Raw genomic sequence first — 24,783 nt, 5'->3', positions numbered from 1 at the left:
ACTCGTAGCCCGGATGAAGCCGGAGGCGTAATCCGGGGTTGCGTGGCGTGAATCTCTCGCCATGGCGGGTCGTGTCGTGTGGTGGTTCCCGGATTCCGCTTCGCTTCATCCGGGCTACGGGTTACGGGCTACGGGCGCGAATCGCGCCAGATCGCATCGCGCGAAATGCGCGTGGCATCGCATTGTCCGGTCAGCGCCATGGTGACGCTGAGTTCGCGCCGTATCAGTTCGATGGCCTGCGCCACGCCCCGTTGGCCGTTTGCGCCCAGCCCGTAGAGAAAGGCCTTGCCGATAAGCCCCGCGCGAGCACCCAGCGCGAGTGCCTTGAACAGGTCCTGGCCGCTGGTGATGCCGCTGTCGAACAGCACTTCGGTGCGACCATCGACGGCGTCGACGATCGATGGCAGCACGTCGATGGCGCCCGGCGCGCCGTCGAGCTGGCGGCCGCCGTGGTTGGACACCACGATGGCATCGACGCCGTGCTGCACGGCCAGGCGCGCATCCTCGGCATCCAGGATGCCCTTGACGATCAGCTTGCCCGGCCACTCCTCGCGAATCCATGCCAGGTCGTTCCAGTTCAAGGTGGGATCGAACTGGCTGGCGATCCATTGCGCCAGCGTGGTCAGGCTGTCGGCGCCGCCGATACGGCCTTCCAGGTTGCCGAACGAGCGGCTGGGCGCCTTGAGCACGTTCCACGCCCAGCGCGGCTTGCTGGCGACGTCCAGCAGGTTGCGCAGGGTGACCTTGGGCGGCACGGACAGCCCGTTCTTGATCTCGCGATGCCGCTGCCCCTGCACGGTGAGGTCCGCCGTGAGCATCAGGGCGGAGCATTGCGCGGCGCGTGCGCGGCGGATGAGTTCGCGCGTGAAGCCGCGGTCGCGCATCACGTACACCTGGAACCAGAACGGCGTTTCGCAGGCCGCGCGCACCTGCTCGATGGAGCAGATGGACATGGTGCTGAGGCAGAACGGTATGCCTGCTTCGGCGGCGGCGCGCGCGCCGTGGATCTCGCCGCTGCCGTGCTGCAGGCCGGTCAGCCCGGTCGGCGCGATGGCCAGCGGCATGCTGGCCGGCGCGCCCAGGATGGTGGTGGCCAGTGATCTTTTGTCCACGTCCTGCATGACGCGCTGGCGCAGCCGCAGGCGATCCAAGGCGTGGCGGTTCTCGTGCAGGGTGGCCTCATCGTAGGAGCCGCGGTCGGCGTATTCGAAGAACGCACGGGGCACCCGGCGGCGCGCGATTGCGCGCAGGTCCGCGATGTTCGTCACTGGCGTTTTCATGGCTCACCCCATGGCTGTCTTGGGAGCGTCCTTCCACACGATGCCGCCGGGGAACAGATGGTCGCGCACCGAAGCGTCGTGCATGCGGGAAGAGAAGCCCGGCGCCTTGGGCGCCAGGTAGCGTCCCCGCACGATGGTCACCGGGTCCTCGAAATGCTCGTGCAGGTGATCGACGAACTCGATTGCGCGATCCTCCTTCTTGCCGGTGATGGCCACGAAATCCGCCATCGCCAGGTGCTGCACCAGTTCGCACAGGCCCACGCCGCCCGCGTGCGGAAACACGCGCACGCCAAAGCGCGCGGCAAGCAGCAGGATGGCCAGGTTCTCGTTCACACCGCCCACGCGCGCCGCGTCGATCTGGATGAGGTCCACCGCCTGCGCCTGCAGCAGCTGCTTGAACAGCACGCGGTTCTGGCCATGCTCGCCGGTGGAGATGGGGATGGGCGACACGCCCTGGCGAATGGCCGCATGGCCGAGCACGTCGTCCGGGTTGGTGGGTTCTTCCACCCAGGCCAGGCCGATGTCCTTCAGGGGTTTGAGCCATTCGATGGCCGTCTGGACGTCCCAACGCTGGTTGGCGTCCACCGCGATGGCGATGTCCGGGCCCACCGCCTCGCGGGCCAGCCGGCAGCGCCGCAGGTCGTCTTCCATGCGCAGGCCGACCTTGAGCTTGATGGTGCGGAAGCCGTCTTCCACGGCTTTCCTGGCAAGGCGCTGCATCTTCTCGTCGGTATAACCCAGCCAGCCCGGCGAGGTGGTGTAGGCGGGGTAGCCTTCGGTTTCGAGCTGCGCAATGCGCGCCTGCTTGTGCGGTTCGGCCTCGCGCAGGATGGCCAGCGCCTGCTCGGGCGTGAGCGCGTCGGTGAGGTAGCGAAAGTCGATCTGGCTGAGCAGCTGCTCGGGCGTCATGTCGGCGATGAAGCGCCACACCGGCTTGCCGGCCAGGCGCGCGGCCAGATCCCACGCGGCATTGATCACCGCGCCGATCGCCATGTGCATCACGCCCTTCTCGGGGCCCAGCCAGCGCAGCTGCGAATCGCCGGTGAGCAGGCGCGCGAACGCGCCCAGGTCGTCCACGATGTCCTTGACGGGACGGCCGACCACCATCGGGCGCAGCGCCGCCAGCGCGGTGGTCTGGATGTCGTTGCCGCGCCCAATGGTGAACACCAGCCCGTAACCCGCCAGGCCTTCGGGCGCATCGGTCTTCAGTACCACGTAGGCCGCCGAATAGTCCGGATCGGGGTTCATGGCGTCCGAGCCATCGTGCGCCAGCGACGTGGGAAAACGCACGTCGAAGGTTTCCAGGGCGGTAATCTTCACCATCGTGACCGGCCTCCCGTGCCGGGAACTGAGTAAGGCGCGTTACGCGTGCGACGCGGAATGAGCGACCACGTCCTGACGCTGGCGCCCCAGCCCGTCGATGCCCAGTTCGATGACGTCGCCCGGCTTCAGGTAGGTGGGCGGCTTCAGGCCCAGGCCCACGCCGGCGGGCGTTCCCGTGCTGATCACGTCGCCCGGCATCAGCGTCATGTAGCGGCTGATGTAGCTCACCAGCGCGGCCACGCCGAACACCATCGTGCGCGTGTTGCCGTTCTGGTAGCGGTGTCCGTTCACTTCGAGCCAGAGCGAGAGGTTCTGCGGATCGGGGACCTCGTCCCTGGTGACCAGCCACGGGCCGATGGGGCCGAAGGTGTCGCAGCTCTTGCCCTTCACCCACTGGCCGCCGTGCTCCAGCTGGAATTCGCGCTCGGACAGGTCATTGACCACCGCGTAGCCGGCCACGTGATCCAGCGCGCGCTCGACGGACACGTCGCGCGTCACCTCGCCGATGATCACGCCCAGTTCCACTTCCCAGTCGGTCTTCACCGAGCCGCGCGGAATCACTACGGTGTCGTTGGCGCCGCCGATGGCGGTGGTGGCCTTCATGAAAAGCACGGGCTGCTCGGGCACAGGCGCGTTCGTTTCCGCCGCATGGTCGGCGTAGTTCATGCCCACGCAGAGCATCTTGCCCACGTGCGCCACCGGCACGCCGTAGCGCGGCGAGCCTTCGACCCTGGGTAGGCTCGCGGGGTCGAGCGCGGCGAGGCGGCGCAAGCCGCCGTGGCCGAGCACGTTGGCGGTGATGTCGGCGATCACGCCGGACAGGTCGCGGATGGCGCCGTCGCCATCGATCAGGCCGGGTTTTTCCGCGCCGGGTTTTCCATAGCGGCAGAGCTTCATGCGGTGGTTTCCATCAGTTCGACCAGCCGCCGTCCACGATGTGGATGGTGCCGGTGGTAAAGGACGATTCGTCGGAGGCGAGATAGACGGCCAGCGCGGCGATCTCTTCGGGTTCGCCAAGGCGGCCCATCGGCTGGCGCGAGGTGAAGCCGCGCCATGCGGCTTCCTCGTCGCCGCCGAGCGCGCGGACGCGTTCGCCCAGCGAGGGCGTTTTCACCGTGCCGGGGCAGATCGCATTGCAGCGGATGCCGGCGGCCACGTAGTCGGCGGCGATGGCGCGGGTCAGGCCGATCACGGCGGCTTTGGTCGTGCCGTAGGCAAAGCGGTTGGGCACGCCCTTGATGCTCGATGCCACCGAGGACATGTTGACGATGCTGCCCGCGCCGCGCTCGATCATGCCGGGAAGCAGGGCACGGCAAAGGTGGAACATGCTGTCCACGTTGATGGCGAACGAACGCCGCCAACTGGCATCGTCCGTGTCGAGGATGGTGCCGGCATGCACGTAGCCCGCGCAGTTGAACAGCACGTCGACGCGCCCGACGCCGGCGGCCAGCGACTGGATGGCGGCAGCGTCGGTGACGTCGAGGATCTGCGTGCGGATGGACGGATGGCTCTGCGCCAGCGAGTCCAGGCTCTCCTGCTGGATATCCGTCGCCAATACCGTGGCGCCGGCTTGCGCGAAGGCGAGGGCGGTGGCGCGGCCGATGCCTGCGCCGGCCGCGGTCACCAGCGCGTGCTTGCCGCTGAGCCGGCCGCTCATGCGCTGCGTACCTTGAGGAAAGTGTTCATGCGGTTCTCCCGGAGAAAGCCGGCGCCATGCGCGCGGCAAGTGAATAGACGTCCGCCGCGGTTTCGCCGAACACATCGGCCTCGTGGCCCGGCGCGAAGCGTCGCGTCAGCGCCTGCGCGCAGGCCTTCCATTCTTCGTAGGAGGCATGCGTGTCGAGCACGGGCCAGTCGCTGCCCCACATCACGCGGCGCCCGCCGAAGCTTTCAAAGAGGTGCATGGCGTAGGGTTCTATCGCGGCCACGTCGGCCTGCTCGCCGGTCAAGGTGAGCAGGCCGGACAATTTGCAGATGACGTCCGGCACCTGGGCGACCCGCGCAATCGCGCTTGCCCATGCGGCGAATTCGCGCGCGGCGATGTTCGGCTTGGCGCCGTGATCGACCACGGTGATCAGGCCCGGGTGTTGCGTGAGCCGTTGGGACAGCGCGCGCAGGTGGCGGTTGTCCACCAGGGCATCGAACACCAGGGCGTGATCGCGCAGGCAATCGAAGGCACGGTCCAGCGACGGACGCGCCAGCCACTCGGTATCGGGGATGTCCTGCACCATCGGGCGAATGCCGCGCAGCAGCCCCTGGCCTTGCTCCACCAGCGCGGCGATGCGTTGCGTCGCGTCGTCGGCTTCCATGTCCACCCAGCCGACCACGCCCAGCACGTTCGGGTTCTGTCGGGCGAGATCGAACAGGAACAGCGTCTCGCGCTCATCCGGCGCCGCCTGCACCAGCACGCAGGCATCCGTCGATTCGAGATCCGCGGGAAGGAAGGGACGCCGCAGTGCCGCCGGCGCCTGCGCGAGCCAGCCGTACTCCAGCTGGCCGGGATCCCAGTAGTGGCGGTGCGAGTCGATGATCATGGCGTGGGCACCCGCGCATCGAGCAGGCCTTGCTCGATCAACGCTGACCAGGTCGCGGCGGGAATCGTTGCGCGGATGCGTTCGATGGCACTGTCGACCTCCGCCACCGAACGCAGGCCGCACACCACTTTCGACACCGCCGGATGCGCCAGCGGAAACTGCAGCGCCGCTGCGCCCACCTGCGTGCCCGTGCGTGCGCAGGTGTCGTAGAAGCGTTGCGCGCGCTCCCTGATGGCGGGCGAGGCGGGCGCGTAGTCGTAGGTGTCGCCGGGGCCGTTGTCCGAGCCCAGCAGGCCGGAGTTGTAGGGGCCGGCGATCAGCACCGACACGCCATCGGCGGCGGCCTTGGCCATGACGGCCTGGCTGTGCGCCTGCTCGAACAAGGTGTAGCGGCCGGCCAGCATCAGCGCGTCCAGCGGAAAGCGCTTCATCACGTCCAGGCACACGGCTTCCTCGTTCACGCCGAGGCCGATGGCGCCGACCACGCCCTGGCGGCGCAGCTCGGCCATCGCCGGCAATGCTTCGTCCAGCGCCTGTGCCAGCACCTGCGCGTGGCGCTCGCCGTGGGTCAGCTGGCCGATGTCGTGCAGCAGCAACAGGTCGATGCGATCGGTGCGCAGCCGCTTGAGGCTGCTTTCCAGGCTGCGGAGCACGCCATCGCGCGTGTAGTCGAAGTACGCGCGGCGACCGTCGACCGCGAAGCCGTCGGCGCGGTCGTGCCGGCCTTCGTCGACATCGACTAGGCGACCCACCTTGGTGGACAGGGTGTAGCTGGCGCGCTCGACGCCGGACAGCGCATCGCCGATGCGGGTCTCGCTGAGGCCGTATCCGTAATAAGGGGCGGTGTCGAAGTGCCTGATGCCGCGTCGCCATGCATGGGCGATGGCCTCGCGCGCCACCTCGTCGTCCACGCCGGCATAGAGGTTGCCGGCCGGCGCACCGCCGAAGGCCAGCGCCGCCACGCGCGCATCGGCCGGGGCCGGCGCGCCGGAGGAGTCGTGGGCTTCGTGCTGAACCGGCATCAAGACCCCCGAGCCAGCCTCCCAAGGGAGGAAAAAGTGGTGCCACCGAGGCCCCGGCATGGCCGCCGGGGATGTCCGGCCGCATCGTACTACTTGTGCATGGATAAAAACTAGGTTTATATGTGAGCACGAAACGGGGCGCGGCCGGGGAGCATCCGCGCCCGGATGCGAAGCGCTTCGATGCTTTCGGTCACCTAATAAATGTTCGGTTTGGCCATGAACATGTCCAGACGTGCGCTACCGGGGTGGAGTGATGACGCCGTTATCGGATCGGGGCTTTGAGCCTGTGCCTGTGGACCCATCGCCAAAGCTCGGTGAGCCGCTCTTCCTCGATGGCCTGGATCGCGGCGGGCCATCGGCATCGCCCTTCCTCGCCGCGGACGTCGGCGGCACGCATGCGCGCATCGGCCTGGTGATGCCCGATGCGCAGGGCGGACGGCCGGACATCCTCGCCTACAAGAACTATCGCTGCGCCGATCACGGTTCACTCGCAGACATTCTTGGCGTCTTCTGCCGCGATCACGGCGTGCATCCGCAAGCGCTGGTGTTGGCCTGCGCGGGCTTTGTCGAACGTGGCGCGGTGGTCAACGACAACCTGGCCTGGCCGGTGGTGCTGGAGCGCCTGCGGATCGAGGGCGGCTTCGCGTCCGTCGACGTGCTCAACGACTTCCAGGCATTCGCGCACGCCATCGGCCAGGTCGACCGGGACAGCACCACGGTCATCGTCGACGGCGTGGCCGACCCGAACGGCGCCGTCGCCGTGCTGGGGCCGGGCACCGGGCTGGGCGCGGCGCTGTGGTTGCCCGGTAGCCCGGCCCGCGTGCTGCATACCGAGGCAGGCCAGATGGAGCTGGCCGTGCGGCCTGGCATCGAGCAGGCGATCCGCGCCGAGCTGGGGCCGGTCGATGGCTATGTCTCGTACGAGCACGTGTTGAGCGGCCCCGGCCTGCTGCGTCTTTATCGCGCGCTGGCCTCGGTGCGCGGTGTATCGGCGACCTGCGCCGACCCCAGCGAGATCACCGCCATGGCGCTCGCGGGCATGGACGCGCTGGCGATGGAGACGGTCGATCATTTCTGCCGCTGGCTCGGCGCCTTCTGCGGCGACGTGGCCGTTGCCTTCAGCGCCAGCGGTGGCGTGTGCCTGGCCGGTGGTTTTCTCGCGCGGCTGGCCAGCGTGCTGCGCGCGGGGCCGTTCACCGAACGGTTCCTGGACAAGGGCGTGATGCGCTCTTTCCTCAATCGCACGCCCGTGTTCGTCGTCGAGCATGGTCGGCTGGGCGTGCTGGGCGCGGCGAACTGGCGGCTGGGCCTGTGATGATCGCCGCGCCACGGATGGTCAGGCGGCATGACGAACGACCATCGCGCATGGCGATCTTTCTTTCCATCGGGGGCGAACGAGCATGATGAAAGCGGCTGCGCACGGCGTACTGCTGGCAAGCGTGTTGCTGTGCACCGGCGCGCTGGCGCAATCGGCCACGGCACCGACGGCCGACACCTTGTCGCCCGCCGCGCAGGATCAGGCCTGGCAGCAGGCGAGCGCCCGATTCGCGCCGCAGCGGAACGCCATCCTGCAGCGCGTGGCGAAGGGCGCCAACCAGGATCCGTTCCGCAGCGACTGGGCTTCCCTTGAGAAGTACCGTTCACCCGCCTGGTACGACGATGCCAAGTTCGGCATCTTCATCCATTGGGGCGTCTATTCGGTGCCGGCCTTCGGCAGCGAGTGGTACTCGCGCAACATGTATCAGCAGGGCACCAAGGAGTTCGCCCATCACGTGGCCACCTACGGCCCGCAGGCGAAGTTCGGCTACAAGGACTTCGTGCCGATGTTCAAGGCCGAGCATTTCGATCCCGATGCGTGGGCCAAGCTGTTCCGCGATGCCGGCGCGCGCTATGTGGTGCCGGTAGCCGAGCACCATGACGGCTTCGCCATGTACGACTCGGCGCTGTCGGACTGGACAGCGGCGAAGAAAGGCCCGAAGCGGGACGTGATCGGCGAACTGGAGCGCGCCGTGCGCGGGCAGGGCATGCGCTTTGGCGTGTCCTCCCATCGGGCCGAGCACGACTGGTTCTTCGATGGCGGCCGCGACTTCGACTCGGACGTCAACGATCCGCGCAACGCGGAACTATACGGCCCGGCCGTGGCGCACCTGAGCAAGGACGACCAGAACCTCGCCGACGACTGGACCTATGTCTCGCCCGCCTGGCTGGAAGACTGGCTCGCACGCACGGCGGAGCTGGCCGACAAGTACCACCCGGACCTGATCTATTTCGACTGGTGGATCGGCCACCCGACCTTCCGCAATACGTTGCCGACCCTGCTGTCGTACTACTACAACGAAGGCGCGAAGCGCGACGGCGTGGTGGTGAACTACAAGCTGGGCGACTTCCCGGAAGGCGCCGGCACACTGGATATCGAGCGCGGCCAGCTGCGCGGCATCCACGCCTCGCACTGGCAGACGGATACCTCGATCAGCAACGACTCGTGGGGCTACATCGAGCACGACACGTACAAGTCGCCGACCTTCATCATCCATCTGCTGGCCGACGTGGTCAGCAAGAACGGCAACCTGATGCTCAACGTGGGGCCGCGCGCGGACGGCACCATCCCCGAAGGCGCGCAGGACACCCTGCGCAGCATCGGGCGCTGGCTGAAGGCCAACGGCGAGGCCATCTACGGCAGCAAGCCATGGCGCACGTTCGGCGAGGGTCCGACCGAAGTCGCCACCGGCACTTTCCAGGACACCAAGACCAAGCCGTACACCGCCGAGGATTTCCGCTTCACCACCGGCAACGGCAGGCTCTATGCGATCGAACTGGGCTGGCCCGCCACGCACCAGGCCACCATCCATTCGATCAAGCCCGAAGAGAAAGTGGCGCGCGTCGAGTCGGTGGCCGACAACCAGTCCATTGCCTTCACCCAGGACGCCGGTGGCCTGCACCTGCGCCTTCCCTCGCAACCCATCGGCAGCGACGCGTACGTCTACCGCATCACCTTCGCCTCGCCGAACTCGCTCAAGGCCACACCATGAAACGATGGATGTTCCCAGCCCTGTGGCTGTGTCTGGGGCTGGCGTCGACCAGCGCCTTCGCCAAGGCGCCGACTGCGCTGTTCTACATGATGGAATCGCAGAAATCGATCAACTCGCTCGAGGCGCACATCGACAAGATCGACCTGCTGGTGCCGACCTGGTACGGCGTGGACGGCAACGGCCTGGTCTCCGGCGGGCCCGACCTGTACGTGATGAAGCTTGCCAAGGCGCATCGCCTGCCGGTGATGCCCATCATTTCCGCGGGTGGCGACCGCAAGCAGTTCCACGATCTGCTGGCCAGCGAAACGGCCAAGAAGGCGATGATCGACAGCATGGTGGAGCAGGCGAAGCTGCATGGCTTCACCGGCTTCCAGTTCGACTTCGAGAACATCGCCTGGACCGATCGCGATGCGCTCACGCTGCTGGCGCGACAGACCGCCGAGGCGCTGCACAAGCACGGCCTCAAGCTCTCGATGGCGGTGGTGCCCAATGCGCCGGGTTACGCGGGCCAGGGGCCTTTCAGCAAATGGATGTGGGAATACTGGCGCGGCGCGTACGACCTCAAGGCGCTGGGGCAGGTGCTCGACCTGGTCTGCCTGATGACCTACGACCAGCACACCCGCTGGACCACGCCCGGCCCCGTGGCCGGCATGCCATGGGTGATGGAGCACCTGGACTACGCCATGAAACTGGTGCCGAAGGAAAAGCTCTCGCTGGGCATTGGCCTGTACGGCTACCACTGGTTTGCCGGCAACCCGGTGGGCGAGGACGGCAAGGAACACTCGAACATTTCCGCGCAATACATCGACGCGGACGAATCGTTCCCGCTGGCCAAGCAGTTCAACGCGACCATGCAGTGGGATCCGGTGGAGCACGAGTCGTGGTTCTACTTCTACCGCGACCAGATGCGCGAATGGGTGTTCCTGCCGGATGCCCACGCCTTCCGCGACCGCTACGACGTGGTCAACCAATACAAGCTGGAAGGTTTCTGCGCCTGGGTGCTGGGCGCGGAAGATCCCAAGATCTGGGAGGTACTGCCCGATGCCGTTCGCTAAGCCGGCGCGCCTTGCGTGGCGCGGATGGGCGATTGCTTGCGTGCTGGCGTTGCCCTGCATCGCGCATGCCGTCGGCACCTTGCCGATCATTCCGTTGCCCGCCCAGGCGAGCGTGAAGCAGGGCGGCTATACCGTGACCGCGGCGGACGCCATCCACGTCGCGCCCGGCGATCGTGCCGCGGCCAACGCGGCGCGCTATCTGTCCGACCTGCTCGCGCGCACGCGCGGGCTCGCCTTGCCGGTGATCGAAGACGCCACGGCTGCGCGTCGCGGCGGCATCGTCATCCGCAGCGATGCCGCCGCCAGCGTCGCGCAGGCCGAAGGCTATGTGCTCGACGTCGATGCGCATGGCATCGACATCCGTGCGCGCGATGCCGCGGGGCTGTTCTATGGCGCGGTGAGCGCCTGGCAATTGTTGACGCCGGACGCGGCCAAGGGCGCGGTCACGGTGCCTTCGGTGCACGTGGCCGACTGGCCGCGTTTTGCATGGCGCGGCCTGATGCTCGATTCGGCACGTCACTTCGAGCCGCCGGCCGAGGTCAGGCAACTGCTGGATGCGATGGCGCAGCACAAGCTCAATGTCTTCCACTGGCATCTCACCGACGACCAGGGCTGGCGGCTGGAAATCCGCCGCTATCCCAAGCTCACGCAGGTCGGTGCATGGCGCCAGCCGCCGGAAGGCGGCAAGCCCTATGGCGGCTACTACACCCAGACTGAGGTGAAGGACATCGTGGCCTACGCGGCGGCGCGCCACATCACCGTGGTGCCCGAGATCGACATGCCGGGACATGCGCAGGCCGCCGTGGCGGCGTATCCGGATATCGGCGTGACCGGCAAACAGCCGGCTGTGTCGATCGACTGGGGCGTGAATCCTTATCTGTTCAACGTCGACGATCACAGCATTACCTTCTTGCAGAACGTGCTGGACGAGGTGATGGAGCTGTTCCCGTCCACCTTCATCCATGTCGGCGGTGACGAGGCGATCAAGGATCAGTGGCAGGCATCCGCCGCGGTGCAGGCGCGCATGCGTTCGCTGGGCCTCAAGGACGAGAAGGCCTTGCAGAGCTGGTTCATCGAGCGCATGGGCCAATACCTGGCGAGGCATGGCCGTCGCCTGATCGGTTGGGATGAAATCCTCGAAGGCGGCATACCGCCATCGGCTTCGGTGATGTCCTGGCGCGGCACGCAGGGCGCCATCGATGCGGCACGCCTGGGACACGACGTGGTGTTGTCGCCGGCGCCGACGCTTTACTTCGACAACCTGCAAAGCCATCTCGACGACGAGCCTTCCGGCCGGCTCGGGGTGCAGACGCTGGCTACCGTCTACGCGTTCGAGCCGGTGTCGCCCGAACTCACCGCCGAGCAGGCGAAGCACGTGCTCGGCGCGCAGGCCAATATCTGGGCCGAGTACCTCACAGCGCCCTGGCAGATCGAGCACGCGGCGTTCCCGCGCATGGATGCGCTTGCGGAAGTCGCGTGGACGCCCGCCGACAAGCGTCATTTCGACGGATTCATCGCGCGGCTTCCCGCCCAGTTCGCGCGCTACCGACAGCTGGACATCCGCTACGCCGACAGCGCCTTCGCGGTCGGCATGCAGGCTAGGCGCACGGGCAAAGGCGTGGCCGTGACGCTCGCCACGCAGGTGCCCGGCGTCATCATCCGCTACACCACCGACGGCAGCGTGCCGGGCGCGGGCTCGCCCGTGTATCGCGGGCCGATCGACATCACGCTGCCCGCCACGGTCAGTGCTGCTTCGTTCGTCAGCGATGGCCTGCCATTGGCGCGCGTGCGCAGCCAGCGCTTCGACACGCAAACGCTGTCGAGCTTCGACGGTAGTGCGTTGCGCGGCTGCCCGAACGGCGATCTGGGTGTGCGCGTGCCGCTGCTGCCCGATGCCACCGCGCCCGCACCGGTCTACAACGTCGACGTGATGAACAGCTGTTGGACGCTGTCGCAGGTGTCGTTGGATGGTGTGTCCGGCATCGCCATCGATGGCGCGTGGCTGGCGCGCAACTACGGGCTTGCCCACGATGCGTCGAAAGTCGTCTCGCGTGCGGCGCATACGCCGGCCGGCGAGTTCGAAGTCCACCTCGATGGCTGCGGCGGCCCTGTGATCGCGAGTCTCGCCTTGCCGGTGGAAGCGCGTCCCGGCACGACCTATCGTGTCGCCGCGACGTGGGCCGCCCGCACCGGTACGCATGATGTGTGCGTCGTGTCCACGGCGCCGATCAATGGTTTGTTGTCGGCCATCAATCGCGTGTCGTTCACGGCTTCTGCCTCGGGAGAACGCTGAGGTGCCGGAGCATCGGGCCACGACAGGCGCCGGTTGCATGCGTGCGATCCGGTGCCTGGCCGTGGCGTTGCTGCTGGCTGCTCCCGCCGTTGCCATGGCAGCAACCGACCATGTGACCGAGCAGGCGGCGCAACTCGTCGCGCAGATGACGCCTGCCGAGAAGATCGCGCAGTTGCAGAGTGCGGCGCCGGCGATTCCTCGCCTTGGCATTCCGGCCTACGACTGGTGGAGCGAGGGCCTGCATGGCCTTGCGCGCTTTGGCGAGGCCACGGTGTTTCCGCAGGCCATTGGCCTGGCGGCGAGCTGGGATCCCGAGCTGCTGCATACGGTGGGTGGCGTGGTGGCGATGCAGGCGCGCGACAAGTTCCTGGCCACCGGGCAGCATCAGGATCACGGGCGCTACAACGGCCTCACCATCTGGTCGCCGAACATCAATATCTTCCGCGATCCGCGCTGGGGTCGCGGCCAGGAAACCTATGGCGAAGATCCGCGCCTGACGGCGACGCTGGCCGTGGCCTTTATCCAGGGACTGCAGGGCGATGACCCCGGGCATCCCACGGTGATCGCCACGCCCAAGCATTTCGCCGTGCATTCCGGGCCGGAGCCGGGCCGGCACGGTTTCGATGTGGACGTGTCGCCGCACGATCTGGAGGACACCTATCTCCCGGCTTTCCGCGCGGCCATTGTCGATGGCAAGGCGGGATCCATCATGTGCGCGTACAACGCCATCCATGGCGTGCCGGCGTGCGCGTCATCCTGGTTGCTGGGCGAGCGGCTTCGGCGCGACTGGGGTTTCAAGGGTTTCGTCGTCACCGACTGCGATGCGGTGGACGACATGACCGCGTTCCATCACTACCGCAAGGACAACGCGGGCTCCGCTGCCAGTGCGTTGCAGGCGGGCACGGACCTCAATTGCGGCGTCGCGTATGACGGCCTGCGCGCGGCGCTCGCCGACGGCCGGATCAAGGGCGAGGATCTCGATGCGGCGGCGACCCGCCTGTTCGCCGCGCGCTATCGGCTCGGCATGTTCGACGCGTCCGCGCCGGCGCTGCCTGACGATCCCGCAGCGGATCGCGCGCTGGCCTTGCGCGCGGCGGCCGAGTCCATCGTCCTGCTCAAGAACCGCGCGGGCACGTTGCCGCTGAAGGCCGGTGCCCGCGTCGCCGTCATCGGGCCGAATGCCGATGCCTTGTCCGTGCTGGAGGCGAACTACCACGGCACGGCACGCGACCCCGTCACGCCGCTCGATGGCCTGCGCCAACAGTTCGGCGCACGCAATGTGCGTTACGCGCAGGGTGCGGCGCTGGCCGAGGGCGTGCCCGTGCCGATTCCGGCGACGGCGTTGCGTGCCGGTGACGCGGACAACACGCAAGGCCTGAAGGGCGAATATTTCCGCGACACAAATCTGAGCGGCCCGGTGGCGGCTACGCGCGTCGATGCGCGGGTCGACATGGATACGGACCACGTCCCGCCGATGAAGGCGCTGGACGCGACGGCGTATGCCGTGCGCTGGACCGGACAGCTGTTGCCGCCAGGGCCGGGCGACTACACCTTGGTCGTGCGGGTGGATCGCTGTTTCGACTGCAAGGGGCACGATCCGGTACGGCTCTATCTGGACGGCCATCTGATCAGTGGCACGACGGGCGAAAGCGAGCCGCAGGCGGCAACGATCCATGTGGATGACACGCGTCCGCGTGATATCCGGATCGAATGGCAACACACCGGTGAGGACCAGGGCATCCACCTGCAATGGATCGCACCTGTGGAAGCGCAGCTGGCCGAGGCGCGCCGTGCCGCCGATGCGTCCGACGTGGTGGTCGCTTTCGTGGGCCTCTCGCCGGAGGTGGAGGGCGAGGAACTCAAGGTCGACGTACCCGGTTTCCTGGGCGGTGATCGCACCGATATCGGCTTGCCGGCCACGCAGCAGCGCCTGCTCGAAACCGTCGCCGCCAGCGGCAAGCCCCTGGTAGTCGTGCTGATGAGCGGCAGCGCCGTCGCCATGAATTGGGCCAAGGAGCACGCCGATGCCATCGTCGCGGCGTGGTATCCGGGCGAGCAGGGCGGCGCGGCCATTGCGCAGACGCTGGCGGGCGTGTTGAACCCCGCGGGCCGCCTGCCGGTGACGTTCTATCGAGATGCCCGCGAGCTTCCGCCCTTTATCGATTACGACATGAAGGGGCGCACCTACCGCTACTTCACGGGCGAGCCACTGTATGCCTTTGGCGACGGACTGAGCTACACCAGCTTCGCCTATGGCGCGCCGCATCTTTCAGCGACGCGAGTGAAAGCCGGCGAATCGATGGACGTGACCGTAAGCGTGCGCAACAGCGGCAGCCGCGAGGGCGCCGAAGTGGTGCAGGCTTATCTGGCGTATCCGGATGCGGCCGATGCACCGCGCCGCGCACTGGTTGGCTTTCGGCGCGTATCGCTTGCGGCGGGTGAGCAGCGCGAAGTGAGCTTTCATCTCGACGCGCGCGCCCTGAGCCTGGTGGATGCCGATGGCAAGCGCGCCGTGCGGGAAGGGCATTACGAGCTCTACGTCGGCGGCCGCCAGCCTGCGGCGGGGCAGGCGCCGGCACGCTTCACTGTGACGGGGCGGGCCGACGTGCCGCGCTAGGCACGTCGGTGGGCTATGCATTCGCCTTCGCGCGCACCGCACATCAGGCTGGCCACAGCCGATGCGCGACTACGCACCGGCTCATGGCGACGACAGCGGCGCCGCATTGAATACCTGGAACTCGCGGATGGATGCCGCGCCCACGCTGGACAGGATGTTCAGCCGCACGCGCTGCGCCGTGACCTTGGGGAACACGTCGATCTTCATGTGCCCGATCGCCTCGGCGCCAGCTACGGCGTGCCAGGCCTTGCCGTCGAAGACTTCGATGGCGTACTTGCGCACGTGCTGGCCGTCGTCCAGCCACTCCATCGCCAGCGTGCGGTCGAAGGTGACGGGATGGCCGAAATCCACTTCCAGCGTGGCATGGCGCGAATCCGCGGGCGCGGACCAGAACGTGTCCTTGTTGCCGTCGAGCGCGGCTTCGGTGTTCTCGTCCGTCGCCACGTGATGGCGCGCAAGATTGCTCGCGTCGCCGTAGCGCTCGCGCAGCGCCTTGCCGAAGGCTTCCAGGCGGGCGACGTCGGCATCGGGCAGCCGGCCATGCCGGTCCGGCGCGATGCCGAGCATCAACTGGCCGCCGCGGCCTACGCTGTTCTCCCAGGTGTCCACCAGTTTCGCCACGCTCTTGAGCGTGGCCTCGTCGTTGGGATGCCAGAACCAGTGCAGGTCGTGCAGCGGCGTGTCCACCTCGATGGGACGCCAGCGCCGGTAGCCGTGGCGATCGATGACGTTCCAGTTCTCGCCGCGGATATAGCCGTCTTCCTGGCCCACCCAGCGGATATCGCCGTATTCGAACAGCCCCATGTCGGCGAACACCATGGCGTTCGCCTGGTAGGTGCGCAGGGTTTCGATGTAGCGGGGGAAGTCATAGACGTGGCCCGCGCTTCCCGCGCCGTCCAGCCACCATTCGACCAGCGGGCCGTAGTGCTGCGCCAGCTCCTCGACCTGGGCCTGGTAGTAGGCGTCGTAGGCCTTGGGCTGGCTGTAGCGGGGTTCGTGGCGGTCCCACGGCGAGAGGTAGATGCCGAACTCGAGCCCGGCCGCGCGCGCCGCGTCGGACGCCATTCGCACAAGGTCGCCCTTGCCGCCCATCCACGGGCTGTTCTTCACCGAGTAGTCGCTCTGCGCGGTGGGGTACAGCGCGAAGCCGTCGTGGTGCTTGGCCACCATCACCATGTAGCGCGCGCCGGCTGCGCGGCTGGCGCGCGCCCATTGCGCGGTATCCACATGGTCGGGGTTGAACACCTTGGGGTCCGCCGTGCCGTCGCCCCACTCGCGGTCGAGGAAGGTGTTCGTGCCGAAGTGGACGATGACGCCGAATTCCAGATCTTGCCAGTGGATCTGCTGGGGAGACGGCCTGATGTCGTCCGTGCCTTGCGCTGCCGCCATCGGCGAGAGGGCGAGCGCCATGGCGGCACCCAGCAGAGATCGCGCGAATCGCTTCATGCTCCACCTTTGATCGGATCGTTTGGACGTAAAGACGTCCATTAGAGATAGGGCATTAAAGACAGTGTAGGAAGGCGTGTCAACGACATTCGAGCAGCTTGCTTGCGTGAAATCATGAGGGTTTCGCCGGAGGTGCCGGCTTGCTGTTCGTCAGTGCGGTAGTCGGCTCAATCGGTGGCTTGGTGGCGGGCGTGGCGCGGTCGGGACAGCGGCTTTCGGCTCGGTCGGTACCTTTCGGCTTTGGGGCATGGCTGGCCGGTGCCGCTCCGCCTTCCGGGCCGGACCGATCCGTCAGGCGCTTTAGAGGGCGCAGGGGCCGGGCGGTACGGTCGGGCGCGGCAAGTACCGAAAGTTCTTATGCGTCCGTGACTTAGGAGAGCGGCAAGGCTGGAGCAAGGTACATCCGCAAACTTCTGCTGCATTGCCCCTTTGCATCGATTCAAGTTCGGCCTATAAAGCTGCTAAGGTCACATATGAACTGAGAGTTCGTATATGAATACTATCTGTACGTGATGGAGGCGGGAGGGCCGGGTCGCGAACCGGTGCGGTGCAGCCCATGGGGAGTTGCGCGGCCTGGCGGTCTGGTCCACGCGGGGAAGCGCTTGCTGGCGCGCAAGTATCCCGTGTTCGCGGTTTGCGCGGGAGGCTTGACGGCAACAACGGCTACGGCATCGGCGGAGGTCCCGGGCGGCCGGGGTAGAGAGAACGGAGACGCCTGGTTCCGGTCAGGGGCCGCGAAAGCGGAGCGGAGCAGGCGGGCAAGGGCAGTGCACAAGAAGTGAGTCGTGCTGGCGGGCGCCATGCCCGGAAGCAACCACAACACCAGAGTTTCTCGGGGAGGACAAACCATGAACACCATCTGTTTGCGACGCAGCGTGCTCGCCAGTTCCCTTGCGTTGGCGCTTTTCGCGCCACAGGTTTTCGCGCAGTCGGCATCGTCCGCCGGCGATCAGTCGTCCGCGCAGCAGGCGACGGGCACGTCGTCGTCCGCCAAGCCTGAGAAGGCGGTGGAGCTGAAGGGCATCACCGTCACCGGCTCCATGATTCCGCGTGCGGAGGTCGAAGGGCAGGCGCCGGTGGTCTCCATCACCGCCGAGCAGATCAAGGACCAGGGCTTCACCACGCTGTGGGAATTTCTCGATTCGCTGCCGCAGGTGGGCCAGCAGCAGTCCGATCCCGCCTCGTGGGGTTCCAGTTCCGTCAATGCGCGCTCGGTCAACCTGCGCGGCGTCGGGCCGGGCTTCAGCCTGCTGATGATCGACGGCCATCGCGTGGTGGATTACCCGCAGCCGCTGAACAAGCAGAGCAACTTCCAGAACTACAACAACCTCCCCATCGGCATGATCGACCATGTCGAAATCCTTGCCTCGGGCGCCTCGTCCATCTACGGCTCGGACGCGGTGGCGGGCGTGATCAACGTGATCCTGAAGAAGAACTATCAGGGTGACGAACTGCAGGTCACCGGCGGCACCTCCACCCGTGGCGGCCGCAACTACGGCGACATCAACTTCTTCGGCGGCAAGTCCGGCAGCAACTGGCACATCCTCTACAACCTGGAGCAGTCCAACCGCACGGCGTTGTGGGGCAAGGATCGTCCGTATCAGGATTCGGTCTCCGACGCGGGCTACGGCGCCTGGGGCCCGGCGTCGCGCATGTTCGGCTACCAGTACGACGCGGCCGGCGCCATCGCGCTGTCCGCCACGGATGCCAACGGCATGTACATCACGCCGCCGGCGGGCACCTGCTCGAAGTTCACCAACTCGCAGCTGAGCCAGTCGCATTCGGTGACCACCAACGGCACGCAGATCACCGGCGTGACCAACAACGGCTACTACTGCTCGCAGCCGGCCCTGTTCCAGAACTGGGTGCTGACGCCCGGCAGCCGCAGCCAGAACGGCTACATCGCCGGCGAGTACGACTTCAGCAACGGCCTGCAGCTCTACGGCTCGGCCGCCCTGTACGACACGGTGGGCATTTCCAACACGCAGCTGCCGGTGGAAGTGACCGGCAAGTTCTACGACCAGACCACCGGGCAGGTGATCAACCAGGGCATCCGCCAGCTGACCGCACAGGAAATGGGTACCTCGGCCAACACGCACGACCGCGAGCAGAACTGGAACCTGCAGCTCGGCCTGAAGGGCACCTTCCTCGACGGCCGCTTCAACTGGGATTTCAATCTCAACAGCCAGAAGTACACGGTGCGCGAGGATTACACCGGCATCAACATCACGGCGATGAACAACTTCTTCCTCGGCCAGCAGAAGGGCACCACGGCCGACGGCCTGCCTATCTACGCGATGAACTGGCAGCAGTGGTGGAACCCGATCACGCCGCAGCAGTACGGCCAGTTCGCGGTGAACGGCGAGAACACGTCATCCTCGTGGCTGGACCAGGCGCAGTTCCGCATCAACGGCGAGCTGTTCAAGATGCCGTGGGCGGATGAATCCGTGGGTTGGGCCGCGGTGCTCGAAGCGGCGCACAACGGCTTCCTGCTTTCGCCCGATCCGCGCGCGCAGGATCCGAGCACGTTCCAGAACCCGTTCGGCGCCTACCTCACCGGCGGCGGCACCCGCCAGCGTTTCTCGCTGGGCACCGAGTTCCGCGTGCCGATCTTCAATCAGCTGACCTGGACCATCTCCGGCCGCGGCGACAAGTACAACGACGCCAGCAAGGCCGACGTGGCCAAGACCTGGGGCACCGGCCTGGAGTACCGCCCGTACGACGGCCTGCTGCTGCGCGGCAGCTACGGCACCAACTTCAAGGCGCCTGACATGCAGGCGATCTACCTGACCGGCTCCACCTCGCCGGTGGGTGATTACGTCGACCCCCTGCAGTGCATCAACGCGATCAAGGCCGGTCAGTCCAACAGCACGTGGTGCAGCCTGGTGCAGCGCCCGACCTCGCAGTACTACAACCTGAACACCAACGGCAGCCGCCTGCTGGAACCGCAGACCGGCCACTCCTGGACCTATGGTTTCGTGTGGCAGATTCCGGGCGTGCAGGGCCTGTCGGTGTCGGCCGACTACTGGCACATGGGCGTGGACAACGCCATCGAGTATCTGGACAAGGACACCGTGCTGGTCGACGAGGCGGGCTGCCTCACGGGCCTGCAGGCCAACGGCACCTCGGCGCTGTCGCCGTACACGGCGCACGTGCCGGGCTCGGCGTACTGCAGCATGGTGACGCAGATGGTCCAGCGCAACGCGGCGGGCCAGATCGTCTCCGAGGAGTCGGGCCCGATCAACGAAGCGTCGCTGTACGTGAGCGGCATCGATGCCTCGCTCGACTACAAGTTCCACACCGAGAACTACGGCAACTTCCGCGCCAACATCAACTACACCGACAACCTGTCGTACAAGCAGCGCGTGCTGGCGTCGGACCAGCTGCAGAACACCCGCTACAACTACGTGGCGAGCCGCATGACCTGGATCGCCGACTGGACCAAGGGCGACTGGAACGTGTCGATCTCCGGCGTGCGCGACGGCAGCATGCGCGCACCGAACTACGCCGGCTGCGTGGTGCTGCCCAACGGCATCCAGCCGGGCATGGTCAACGTGCAGAACGGCTCGGAGTCGATCAGCACCGGCGTGTGCCAGGTGACGCAGGATGGCGTCTCGGTGAACGTGCCCGATGCCACCTATCGTGGCCGCACGCCGGTGTGGATCACCTGGAACGCCGCGGTGGGCTGGCAGATGAATCCGGATACCAACCTGAAGCTCACGGTATCCAACATCTTCGACAAGGTGAGCTCCATCCCGTACTACGCGGGCGGCTTCGAGTTCGTCACCACCGGACAGACTGCCAGCGAATACAACGGTCGCGAGGTGTTCCTCACGTTCGACTACAAGTTCAAGTAAGCGAGCGTGTCTGACGTCGGGCCGGCACTGGCCGGCCCGATGGATTCGAGTCGCGCGGGTCCGTCCCGGCATGCCGGGACCGGTCCATCACGGATAACGCGGTGGAGGATGGTGCATGAGGTTCTGGAAGAAGGGCGGGGCAATCACACCCAGCGGCTTTTCGTTCGATGCCACTTCTTCACCGACATTGCGCCGCAGCCTTCGCTGGATGGCCATGGCTTGTGCGCTGGGCACGACAGTCGCCATTGCTGGCGAACAGCTGAAGGCATTCACGCCACCGGATGCGGTCGCCATCGAGCGCCAATGGGTGGAAGCAAACCGTCCTTACGATGGCGCGCGCCAGGCCATCCTCGCGCAGGTCCGGAAAGTGGCGTGGCAAGGCCCGATGTCGCCGGACTGGAAAAGCCTCACCGCGTATCGCACGCCCGATTGGTATCGCGATGCGAAGTTCGGCATCTTCGTCCACTGGGGCGTGTATTCGGTAGCGGCGTACAAGGGCGAGTGGTACCCGCGCCACATGTACGAGACCACGGGTGAATACGCCAATTATCACCAGCATCAGGTGGACACCTATGGGCCGATGCCAAAGGTGGGCTACAAGGACCTGATCCCGCGCTTCAAGGCGGAGCATTTCGATCCGCAGGCGTGGGCGGCGTTGTTCCATGCGGCGGGTGCGCGTTATGTGGTGCCGGTGGCCGAGCATCACGACGGTTTCGCCATGTACGACTCCCACCTTTCCGATTGGACGGCCATGAAGATGGGGCCGCACCGGGACGTGATCGGCGAACTCGCCAAGGCCATCCGCGCGCAGGGCATGAAGCTTGGCCTGTCCTCGCACCGCGCGGAGCACGACTGGTTCTTCGAATACGGCCGCCGCTTCGACTCCGACGTCAACGATCCGAAATATGCCGCCCTGTACGGCCCGGCGCATCCCACCGAGGGCGCCAAGGGCGCGGATGGCAAGGACGTGGACTGGACCTTCGTGTCCGATGCCTATCTCGACGACTGGCTCGCGCGTTCCTCCGAAATCGTGCAGGACTACCACCCCGACCTGATGTATTTCGACTGGTGGGTGGGGCAGCCGCGCTTTCGCGGCGCGCTCGCCGATTTCGCGGCCTTCTACTACAACCAGGCCGCCTCGCGCGAGCAGGGCGTGGTGCTGAACTACAAGCTCGACAACATGATGCCCGGCACCGGCACGCTCAATATCGAGCGCGGGCAGGCTGCCGATATCCTCGCGCAGCCGTGGCAGACCGAAACCTCCGTGAGCCCGGATTCCTGGGGCTACGCGGAAGGCGACACCTACAAGTCACCCGACGAGATCGTGCAGCTGCTGGTCGACGTGGTCAGCAAGAACGGCAACCTGCTGTTGAACGTCGGCCCCAAGGCGGACGGCACCATTCCCGATGAAGCCAAGGGCATCCTGTTGGCGATGGGGCAATGGCTGAAGACCAATGGCGAGGCCATCTACGGCTCGCGGCCGTGGCAGCGTTTTGGCGAAGGCCCTACCCAGGTCGCGGCGGGCACCATGCAGGACACCAAGACCAAGCCTTATACGCCGGAAGATTTCCGCTTCACCAAGCGAGACGGGCATCTCTACGCCATCGAAATGGAATGGCCGGCGACAGGCCAGGCGGTGATTCGATCCGTCACGCCTTCGATGAAGGTACGCAAGGTCACGCTGTTGTCGACCGGAGCGACCATGGCTTTCCATCAGAAGGCGGATGGCCTGCATCTTGAGCTGCCGGGCAAGCCGGCGGGCCTGCATGCTTACGTGTATCGCATCGATATGGCGGACGCTGCGCACTGAGGGCAGCCACGCGGATCCGACCACCGAATCGCGCATGTACCCGGACCGCCCGGCCGTGATGGCCGGACGGTCGGTTCGCCCACGGCATCCACTCAGTGTGCAGCGGCGGCCTTTTCGATCAGGCGTGCCACGGCATCCGGATGCGACACCATCACGACGTGCGATGCACCCTTGACCACGACCACTTCTTTCGCCGCCGCGCGCGTGGCCATGAAGGCCATGGCCTGGGGCGGGATGTTCTTGTCCGCATCGCCATAGATCCACCACGACGGCAGGTTCTTCCACGAGGCATCGCCCGCCTTTTCATCCAGCGCCGCCTGCAGCAGCGGGCGCTGCGTCACGGCCATCAGCGCGGCGTCGGCCGCGGGCACGTCCGCGGCGAACTGCGCATGGAACTTGTCCTGCTGGATGTACAGGTCCTTGCCGCCGCCGGCGAGGTCGGCAGGCGGCGCCAGCGCCTGGCCGAGCGTGCTGCCCGGGAACTTGCCGGTGAGCTCGCCCAGGCTCTCGCCCGGCGCAGGCGCGAACGCGCTGACGTAGACGAGCGACTTCACGTTGGCATGCCCGTTGGCCGCCTCGGTGATGACATTGCCGCCATAGGAGTGCCCGACCAGCACCACGGGCCCCTTGAGGTCGGCCACCAGGCTGCCGATGTACGCGCCGTCGCTCTTTGCGCCACGCAGCGGGTTGGCGGCGGCAATCACGAAGTAGCCGTCCTTCTGCAGGATCCTGACCACGCCGTTCCAGCTGGATGCATCCGCGAAGGCGCCGTGCACCAGCACGATGAAGGGTTTGTCCATCGGCTTGGACATCTGCGCGGACGCATTCATGGCGAGCATCGTGACGATGCCGAACGCCAGGGCGATAAAGGCTTTCCTCATGGTTTGTCTCCTTGATGTTGGGCGGGGTTGCCCGGGATGAAATCGGCCGCGTGCGGCGGCGGCTACGGGGCGTAACGGGTGAATACCCGGTCGTGATCCTTCACCCTGGCCTGGTGGCAGCCATCACAAGTGCGATGCTGGGCTTCGTCGGCCGGCGTGCCGTCGATGAACCGGCCATAGCCCCAGCCGCCGGTCGACGCATAGCGCGCGGAATCCTTGACCATCACCTGCACCGTGGTGGCGGCGCCGGAAAGGTGGCCGAAGCGAACTCGGCGGATGGCGTGCGTTTCCACGCCAGCTTGACCAGCACGCTGCCATCGGGGAACGGCAAGCTGCCTTCCCGGTAAGCCTTGATCGCCACGGCATTGCCGACCACCACGCGCAATTCGTCGAGTGGCGCGGCTTCCTCGGCCGGGGCGATCAACTCCCATTGGCGATAGCCCTCAGGCAGCGTGACGCCATAGATCGGCGACGCCGGGTTCGTGCCGCTCCGTGTCGTGGCGAACGCCATGGCGGTCATGGCGGCAGCGGTACCGGCGACGGCAAGCAGCGCAACAAGCATCGGCCTCATGGCTTCGCTCCGGCGCGAGGGCTCAAAGGTGATCGGCGTCGATGACGGCCTTGGTGAACGCCTCGGGCGCTTCCTGCGGCAGGTTGTGGCCGATGCCGCCGGTGATCAGGCGAAACTCGTACTTGCCCGTGAACTGTTTCGCATACGCTTCCGGCGCGGGATGCGGCGCGCCGTTGGCGTCGCCCTCCAGGGTGATGGTGGGCACGGTGATCCTGGGAAGCTGCGCCAGGCGCTGTTCCAGCGGTGCATAGCGGGCTTCGCCCTGGGCCAGGTCCAGGCGCCAGCGATAGTTGTGGACGGTGATCGCGACATGGTCCGGGTTGTCGAAGGCGGCGGCGCTTCGGTCGAAGGTCGCGTCGTCGAAGTTCCACTTGGGCGATGCCAGCTGCCAGATCAGCCTGGCGAATTCGCGATGGTTCTTCGCATAGCCTTCCTGGCCGCGGTCGGTGGCGAAGTAGAACTGATACCACCACTGGTATTCGGCCTTGGGCGGCAGGGGCGCCTTGCCGGCCGCCTGCGTGCCGATCAGGTAGCCGCTGACGCTGACCAGCGCCTTCACGCGCTCGGGCCACAGTGCGGCGACGATGTCGGCCGAGCGTGCGCCCCAGTCGAATCCGCCGAACACCGCGCGCTTGACGTGCAGCGCGTCCATGAAGTCGATCACGTCCTGCGCGAGCGCGGCGGGCTCGGCGTTGCGCAGGGTGTCCGCGGAGAGGAAATGCGTGTCGCCATAGCCGCGCGCGTAGGGAACCAGCACGCGGTATCCCTTGGCGGCCAGCGCCGGCGCCACTTGCGCGTAGCTGCGGATGTCGTACGGCCAGCCGTGCAGCAGGATCACGACGGGACCGTTCGCCGGCCCCATCTCCGCATAGGCCACATCGAGCACGCCGGCGTGAACGTGCTTGAGCGCGCCCCAGGCGTCGGGCGCCGGTGCCGACTGCGCATGCGCCTGTCCGGCGAGAGTCATCGGAAGGGCGAGCGCGGCGCCCAGCGCCATGCGCAACAGGCCGCGGATGGGGAATGTCGTGTTGACGTGCATGGTCGTCTCTCCATCGAATGGGTGAC

General features: G+C 66.7%; 16 protein-coding genes and 1 pseudogene. 7 read left to right on the top strand and 10 right to left on the bottom strand.

From position 1 onward, the window contains the following. Positions 1–128: 128 nt before the first annotated feature. Genes BDW41_RS03070 through BDW41_RS03045 form a run of 6 tightly spaced genes read right to left on the bottom strand, consistent with a single transcriptional unit; the run spans position 129 to position 6,159 of the window. Entirely contained in the window at positions 129–1,280 is a 1,152-nt protein-coding gene (locus BDW41_RS03070; RefSeq protein WP_074546507.1) for an alpha-hydroxy acid oxidase, read from the bottom strand. Between the two features lie 3 nt (positions 1,281–1,283). Then, the gene (locus tag BDW41_RS03065) at positions 1,284–2,603 is read right to left on the bottom strand and encodes an enolase C-terminal domain-like protein (protein ID WP_074546505.1); all 1,320 of its coding nucleotides are present in this window, start codon (positions 2,601–2,603) and stop codon (positions 1,284–1,286) included. A gap of 39 nt (positions 2,604–2,642) precedes the next feature. After that, on the bottom strand, positions 2,643–3,500 hold the full coding sequence (locus BDW41_RS03060) for a fumarylacetoacetate hydrolase family protein (protein ID WP_074546503.1): 858 nt from the start codon (positions 3,498–3,500) through the stop codon (positions 2,643–2,645). Between the two features lie 13 nt (positions 3,501–3,513). Then, entirely contained in the window at positions 3,514–4,260 is a 747-nt protein-coding gene (locus BDW41_RS03055) for an SDR family oxidoreductase (RefSeq protein ID WP_074546500.1), read from the bottom strand. Positions 4,261–4,285: 25 nt separating this feature from the next. Beyond that, the gene (locus BDW41_RS03050) at positions 4,286–5,137 is read right to left on the bottom strand and encodes an amidohydrolase family protein (protein WP_074546499.1); all 852 of its coding nucleotides are present in this window, start codon (positions 5,135–5,137) and stop codon (positions 4,286–4,288) included. Further along, positions 5,134–6,159 carry an aldo/keto reductase gene (locus BDW41_RS03045; RefSeq protein WP_074546497.1) on the bottom strand — a complete coding sequence of 342 codons (1,026 nt, stop codon included), beginning with the start codon at positions 6,157–6,159 and terminating at the stop codon, positions 5,134–5,136. The genes BDW41_RS03050 and BDW41_RS03045 overlap by 4 nt, the downstream gene beginning before the upstream one ends. Positions 6,160–6,451: 292 nt before the next feature. On the opposite strand from BDW41_RS03045, the gene BDW41_RS03040 reads away from it, so the two are divergent. From BDW41_RS03040 to BDW41_RS03020, 5 genes are all read left to right on the top strand, one after another. Beyond that, complete coding sequence (locus tag BDW41_RS03040; RefSeq protein WP_233496754.1) at positions 6,452–7,474, top strand: glucokinase; 1,023 nt, start codon at positions 6,452–6,454, stop codon at positions 7,472–7,474. An 88-nt stretch (positions 7,475–7,562) separates the two neighbouring features. After that, a complete protein-coding gene (locus BDW41_RS03035; RefSeq protein ID WP_233496785.1) occupies positions 7,563–9,188 on the top strand; it encodes an alpha-L-fucosidase in 1,626 nt (541 codons plus the stop codon). An 8-nt stretch (positions 9,189–9,196) separates the two neighbouring features. Further along, entirely contained in the window at positions 9,197–10,243 is a 1,047-nt protein-coding gene (locus BDW41_RS03030; protein ID WP_110301522.1) for a glycosyl hydrolase family 18 protein, read from the top strand. Continuing rightward, complete coding sequence (locus BDW41_RS03025) at positions 10,230–12,536, top strand: family 20 glycosylhydrolase (RefSeq protein WP_074546491.1); 2,307 nt, start codon at positions 10,230–10,232, stop codon at positions 12,534–12,536. The genes BDW41_RS03030 and BDW41_RS03025 overlap by 14 nt, the downstream gene beginning before the upstream one ends. Positions 12,537–12,630: 94 nt before the next feature. Further along, on the top strand, positions 12,631–15,153 hold the full coding sequence (locus BDW41_RS03020; RefSeq protein ID WP_233496784.1) for a glycoside hydrolase family 3 C-terminal domain-containing protein: 2,523 nt from the start codon (positions 12,631–12,633) through the stop codon (positions 15,151–15,153). Positions 15,154–15,234: 81 nt separating this feature from the next. Here BDW41_RS03020 and BDW41_RS03015 read toward each other — a convergent pair whose 3' ends face one another. Then, positions 15,235–16,599, bottom strand: a complete 1,365-nt coding sequence (locus BDW41_RS03015) for an alpha-L-fucosidase (RefSeq protein ID WP_083337486.1) — start codon at positions 16,597–16,599, stop codon at positions 15,235–15,237. An 848-nt stretch (positions 16,600–17,447) separates the two neighbouring features. Here BDW41_RS03015 and BDW41_RS03010 point away from each other — a divergent pair. Together BDW41_RS03010 and BDW41_RS03005 are read left to right on the top strand one after the other, a co-directional pair. Further along, positions 17,448–20,456, top strand: a complete 3,009-nt coding sequence (locus BDW41_RS03010) for a TonB-dependent receptor (protein ID WP_083337485.1) — start codon at positions 17,448–17,450, stop codon at positions 20,454–20,456. Between the two features lie 115 nt (positions 20,457–20,571). Continuing rightward, a complete protein-coding gene (locus tag BDW41_RS03005) occupies positions 20,572–22,266 on the top strand; it encodes an alpha-L-fucosidase (protein ID WP_233496753.1) in 1,695 nt (564 codons plus the stop codon). A 92-nt stretch (positions 22,267–22,358) separates the two neighbouring features. On the opposite strand, the gene BDW41_RS03000 is transcribed toward BDW41_RS03005, so the two are convergent. The 3 genes and pseudogenes from BDW41_RS03000 to BDW41_RS02990 all read right to left on the bottom strand — a co-directional run bounded on the left by BDW41_RS03000 (position 22,359) and on the right by BDW41_RS02990 (position 24,757). Further along, positions 22,359–23,147 (bottom strand): alpha/beta hydrolase, encoded by a 789-nt coding sequence (locus tag BDW41_RS03000; protein ID WP_074546483.1) that lies wholly within the window; start codon positions 23,145–23,147, stop codon positions 22,359–22,361. A 62-nt stretch (positions 23,148–23,209) separates the two neighbouring features. Further along, positions 23,210–23,658 (bottom strand): annotated as a pseudogene (locus tag BDW41_RS23645) (cytochrome P460 family protein). A gap of 82 nt (positions 23,659–23,740) precedes the next feature. Continuing rightward, positions 23,741–24,757: an alpha/beta hydrolase gene (locus tag BDW41_RS02990; RefSeq protein WP_083337484.1), complete on the bottom strand. Its 1,017-nt coding sequence runs from the start codon at positions 24,755–24,757 to the stop codon at positions 23,741–23,743. Positions 24,758–24,783 lie beyond the last annotated feature (26 nt).

This window comes from Dyella sp. AtDHG13, assembly GCF_003201105.1.
Taxonomy (GTDB): Bacteria; Pseudomonadota; Gammaproteobacteria; order Xanthomonadales; family Rhodanobacteraceae; genus Dyella; species Dyella jiangningensis_B.
This window is presented reverse-complemented; position numbering and strand designations above follow the sequence as displayed.

Bases quoted from the DNA above. Each gene is read 5' to 3' on its own strand.
- BDW41_RS03070 (WP_074546507.1), bottom strand. From the start codon at position 1,280: ATGAAAACGCCAGTGACGAACATCGCGGACCTGCGCGCAATCGCGCGC.
- BDW41_RS03065 (WP_074546505.1), bottom strand. From the start codon at position 2,603: ATGGTGAAGATTACCGCCCTGGAAACCTTCGACGTGCGTTTTCCCACG.
- BDW41_RS03060 (WP_074546503.1), bottom strand. From the start codon at position 3,500: ATGAAGCTCTGCCGCTATGGAAAACCCGGCGCGGAAAAACCCGGCCTG.
- BDW41_RS03055 (WP_074546500.1), bottom strand. From the start codon at position 4,260: ATGAGCGGCCGGCTCAGCGGCAAGCACGCGCTGGTGACCGCGGCCGGC.
- BDW41_RS03050 (WP_074546499.1), bottom strand. From the start codon at position 5,137: ATGATCATCGACTCGCACCGCCACTACTGGGATCCCGGCCAGCTGGAG.
- BDW41_RS03045 (WP_074546497.1), bottom strand. From the start codon at position 6,159: ATGCCGGTTCAGCACGAAGCCCACGACTCCTCCGGCGCGCCGGCCCCG.
- BDW41_RS03035 (WP_233496785.1), top strand. From the start codon at position 7,563: ATGAAAGCGGCTGCGCACGGCGTACTGCTGGCAAGCGTGTTGCTGTGC.
- BDW41_RS03030 (WP_110301522.1), top strand. From the start codon at position 9,197: ATGTTCCCAGCCCTGTGGCTGTGTCTGGGGCTGGCGTCGACCAGCGCC.
- BDW41_RS03025 (WP_074546491.1), top strand. From the start codon at position 10,230: ATGCCGTTCGCTAAGCCGGCGCGCCTTGCGTGGCGCGGATGGGCGATT.
- BDW41_RS03020 (WP_233496784.1), top strand. From the start codon at position 12,631: ATGGCAGCAACCGACCATGTGACCGAGCAGGCGGCGCAACTCGTCGCG.
- BDW41_RS03015 (WP_083337486.1), bottom strand. From the start codon at position 16,599: ATGAAGCGATTCGCGCGATCTCTGCTGGGTGCCGCCATGGCGCTCGCC.
- BDW41_RS03010 (WP_083337485.1), top strand. From the start codon at position 17,448: ATGAACACCATCTGTTTGCGACGCAGCGTGCTCGCCAGTTCCCTTGCG.
- BDW41_RS03005 (WP_233496753.1), top strand. From the start codon at position 20,572: ATGAGGTTCTGGAAGAAGGGCGGGGCAATCACACCCAGCGGCTTTTCG.
- BDW41_RS03000 (WP_074546483.1), bottom strand. From the start codon at position 23,147: ATGAGGAAAGCCTTTATCGCCCTGGCGTTCGGCATCGTCACGATGCTC.
- BDW41_RS02990 (WP_083337484.1), bottom strand. From the start codon at position 24,757: ATGCACGTCAACACGACATTCCCCATCCGCGGCCTGTTGCGCATGGCG.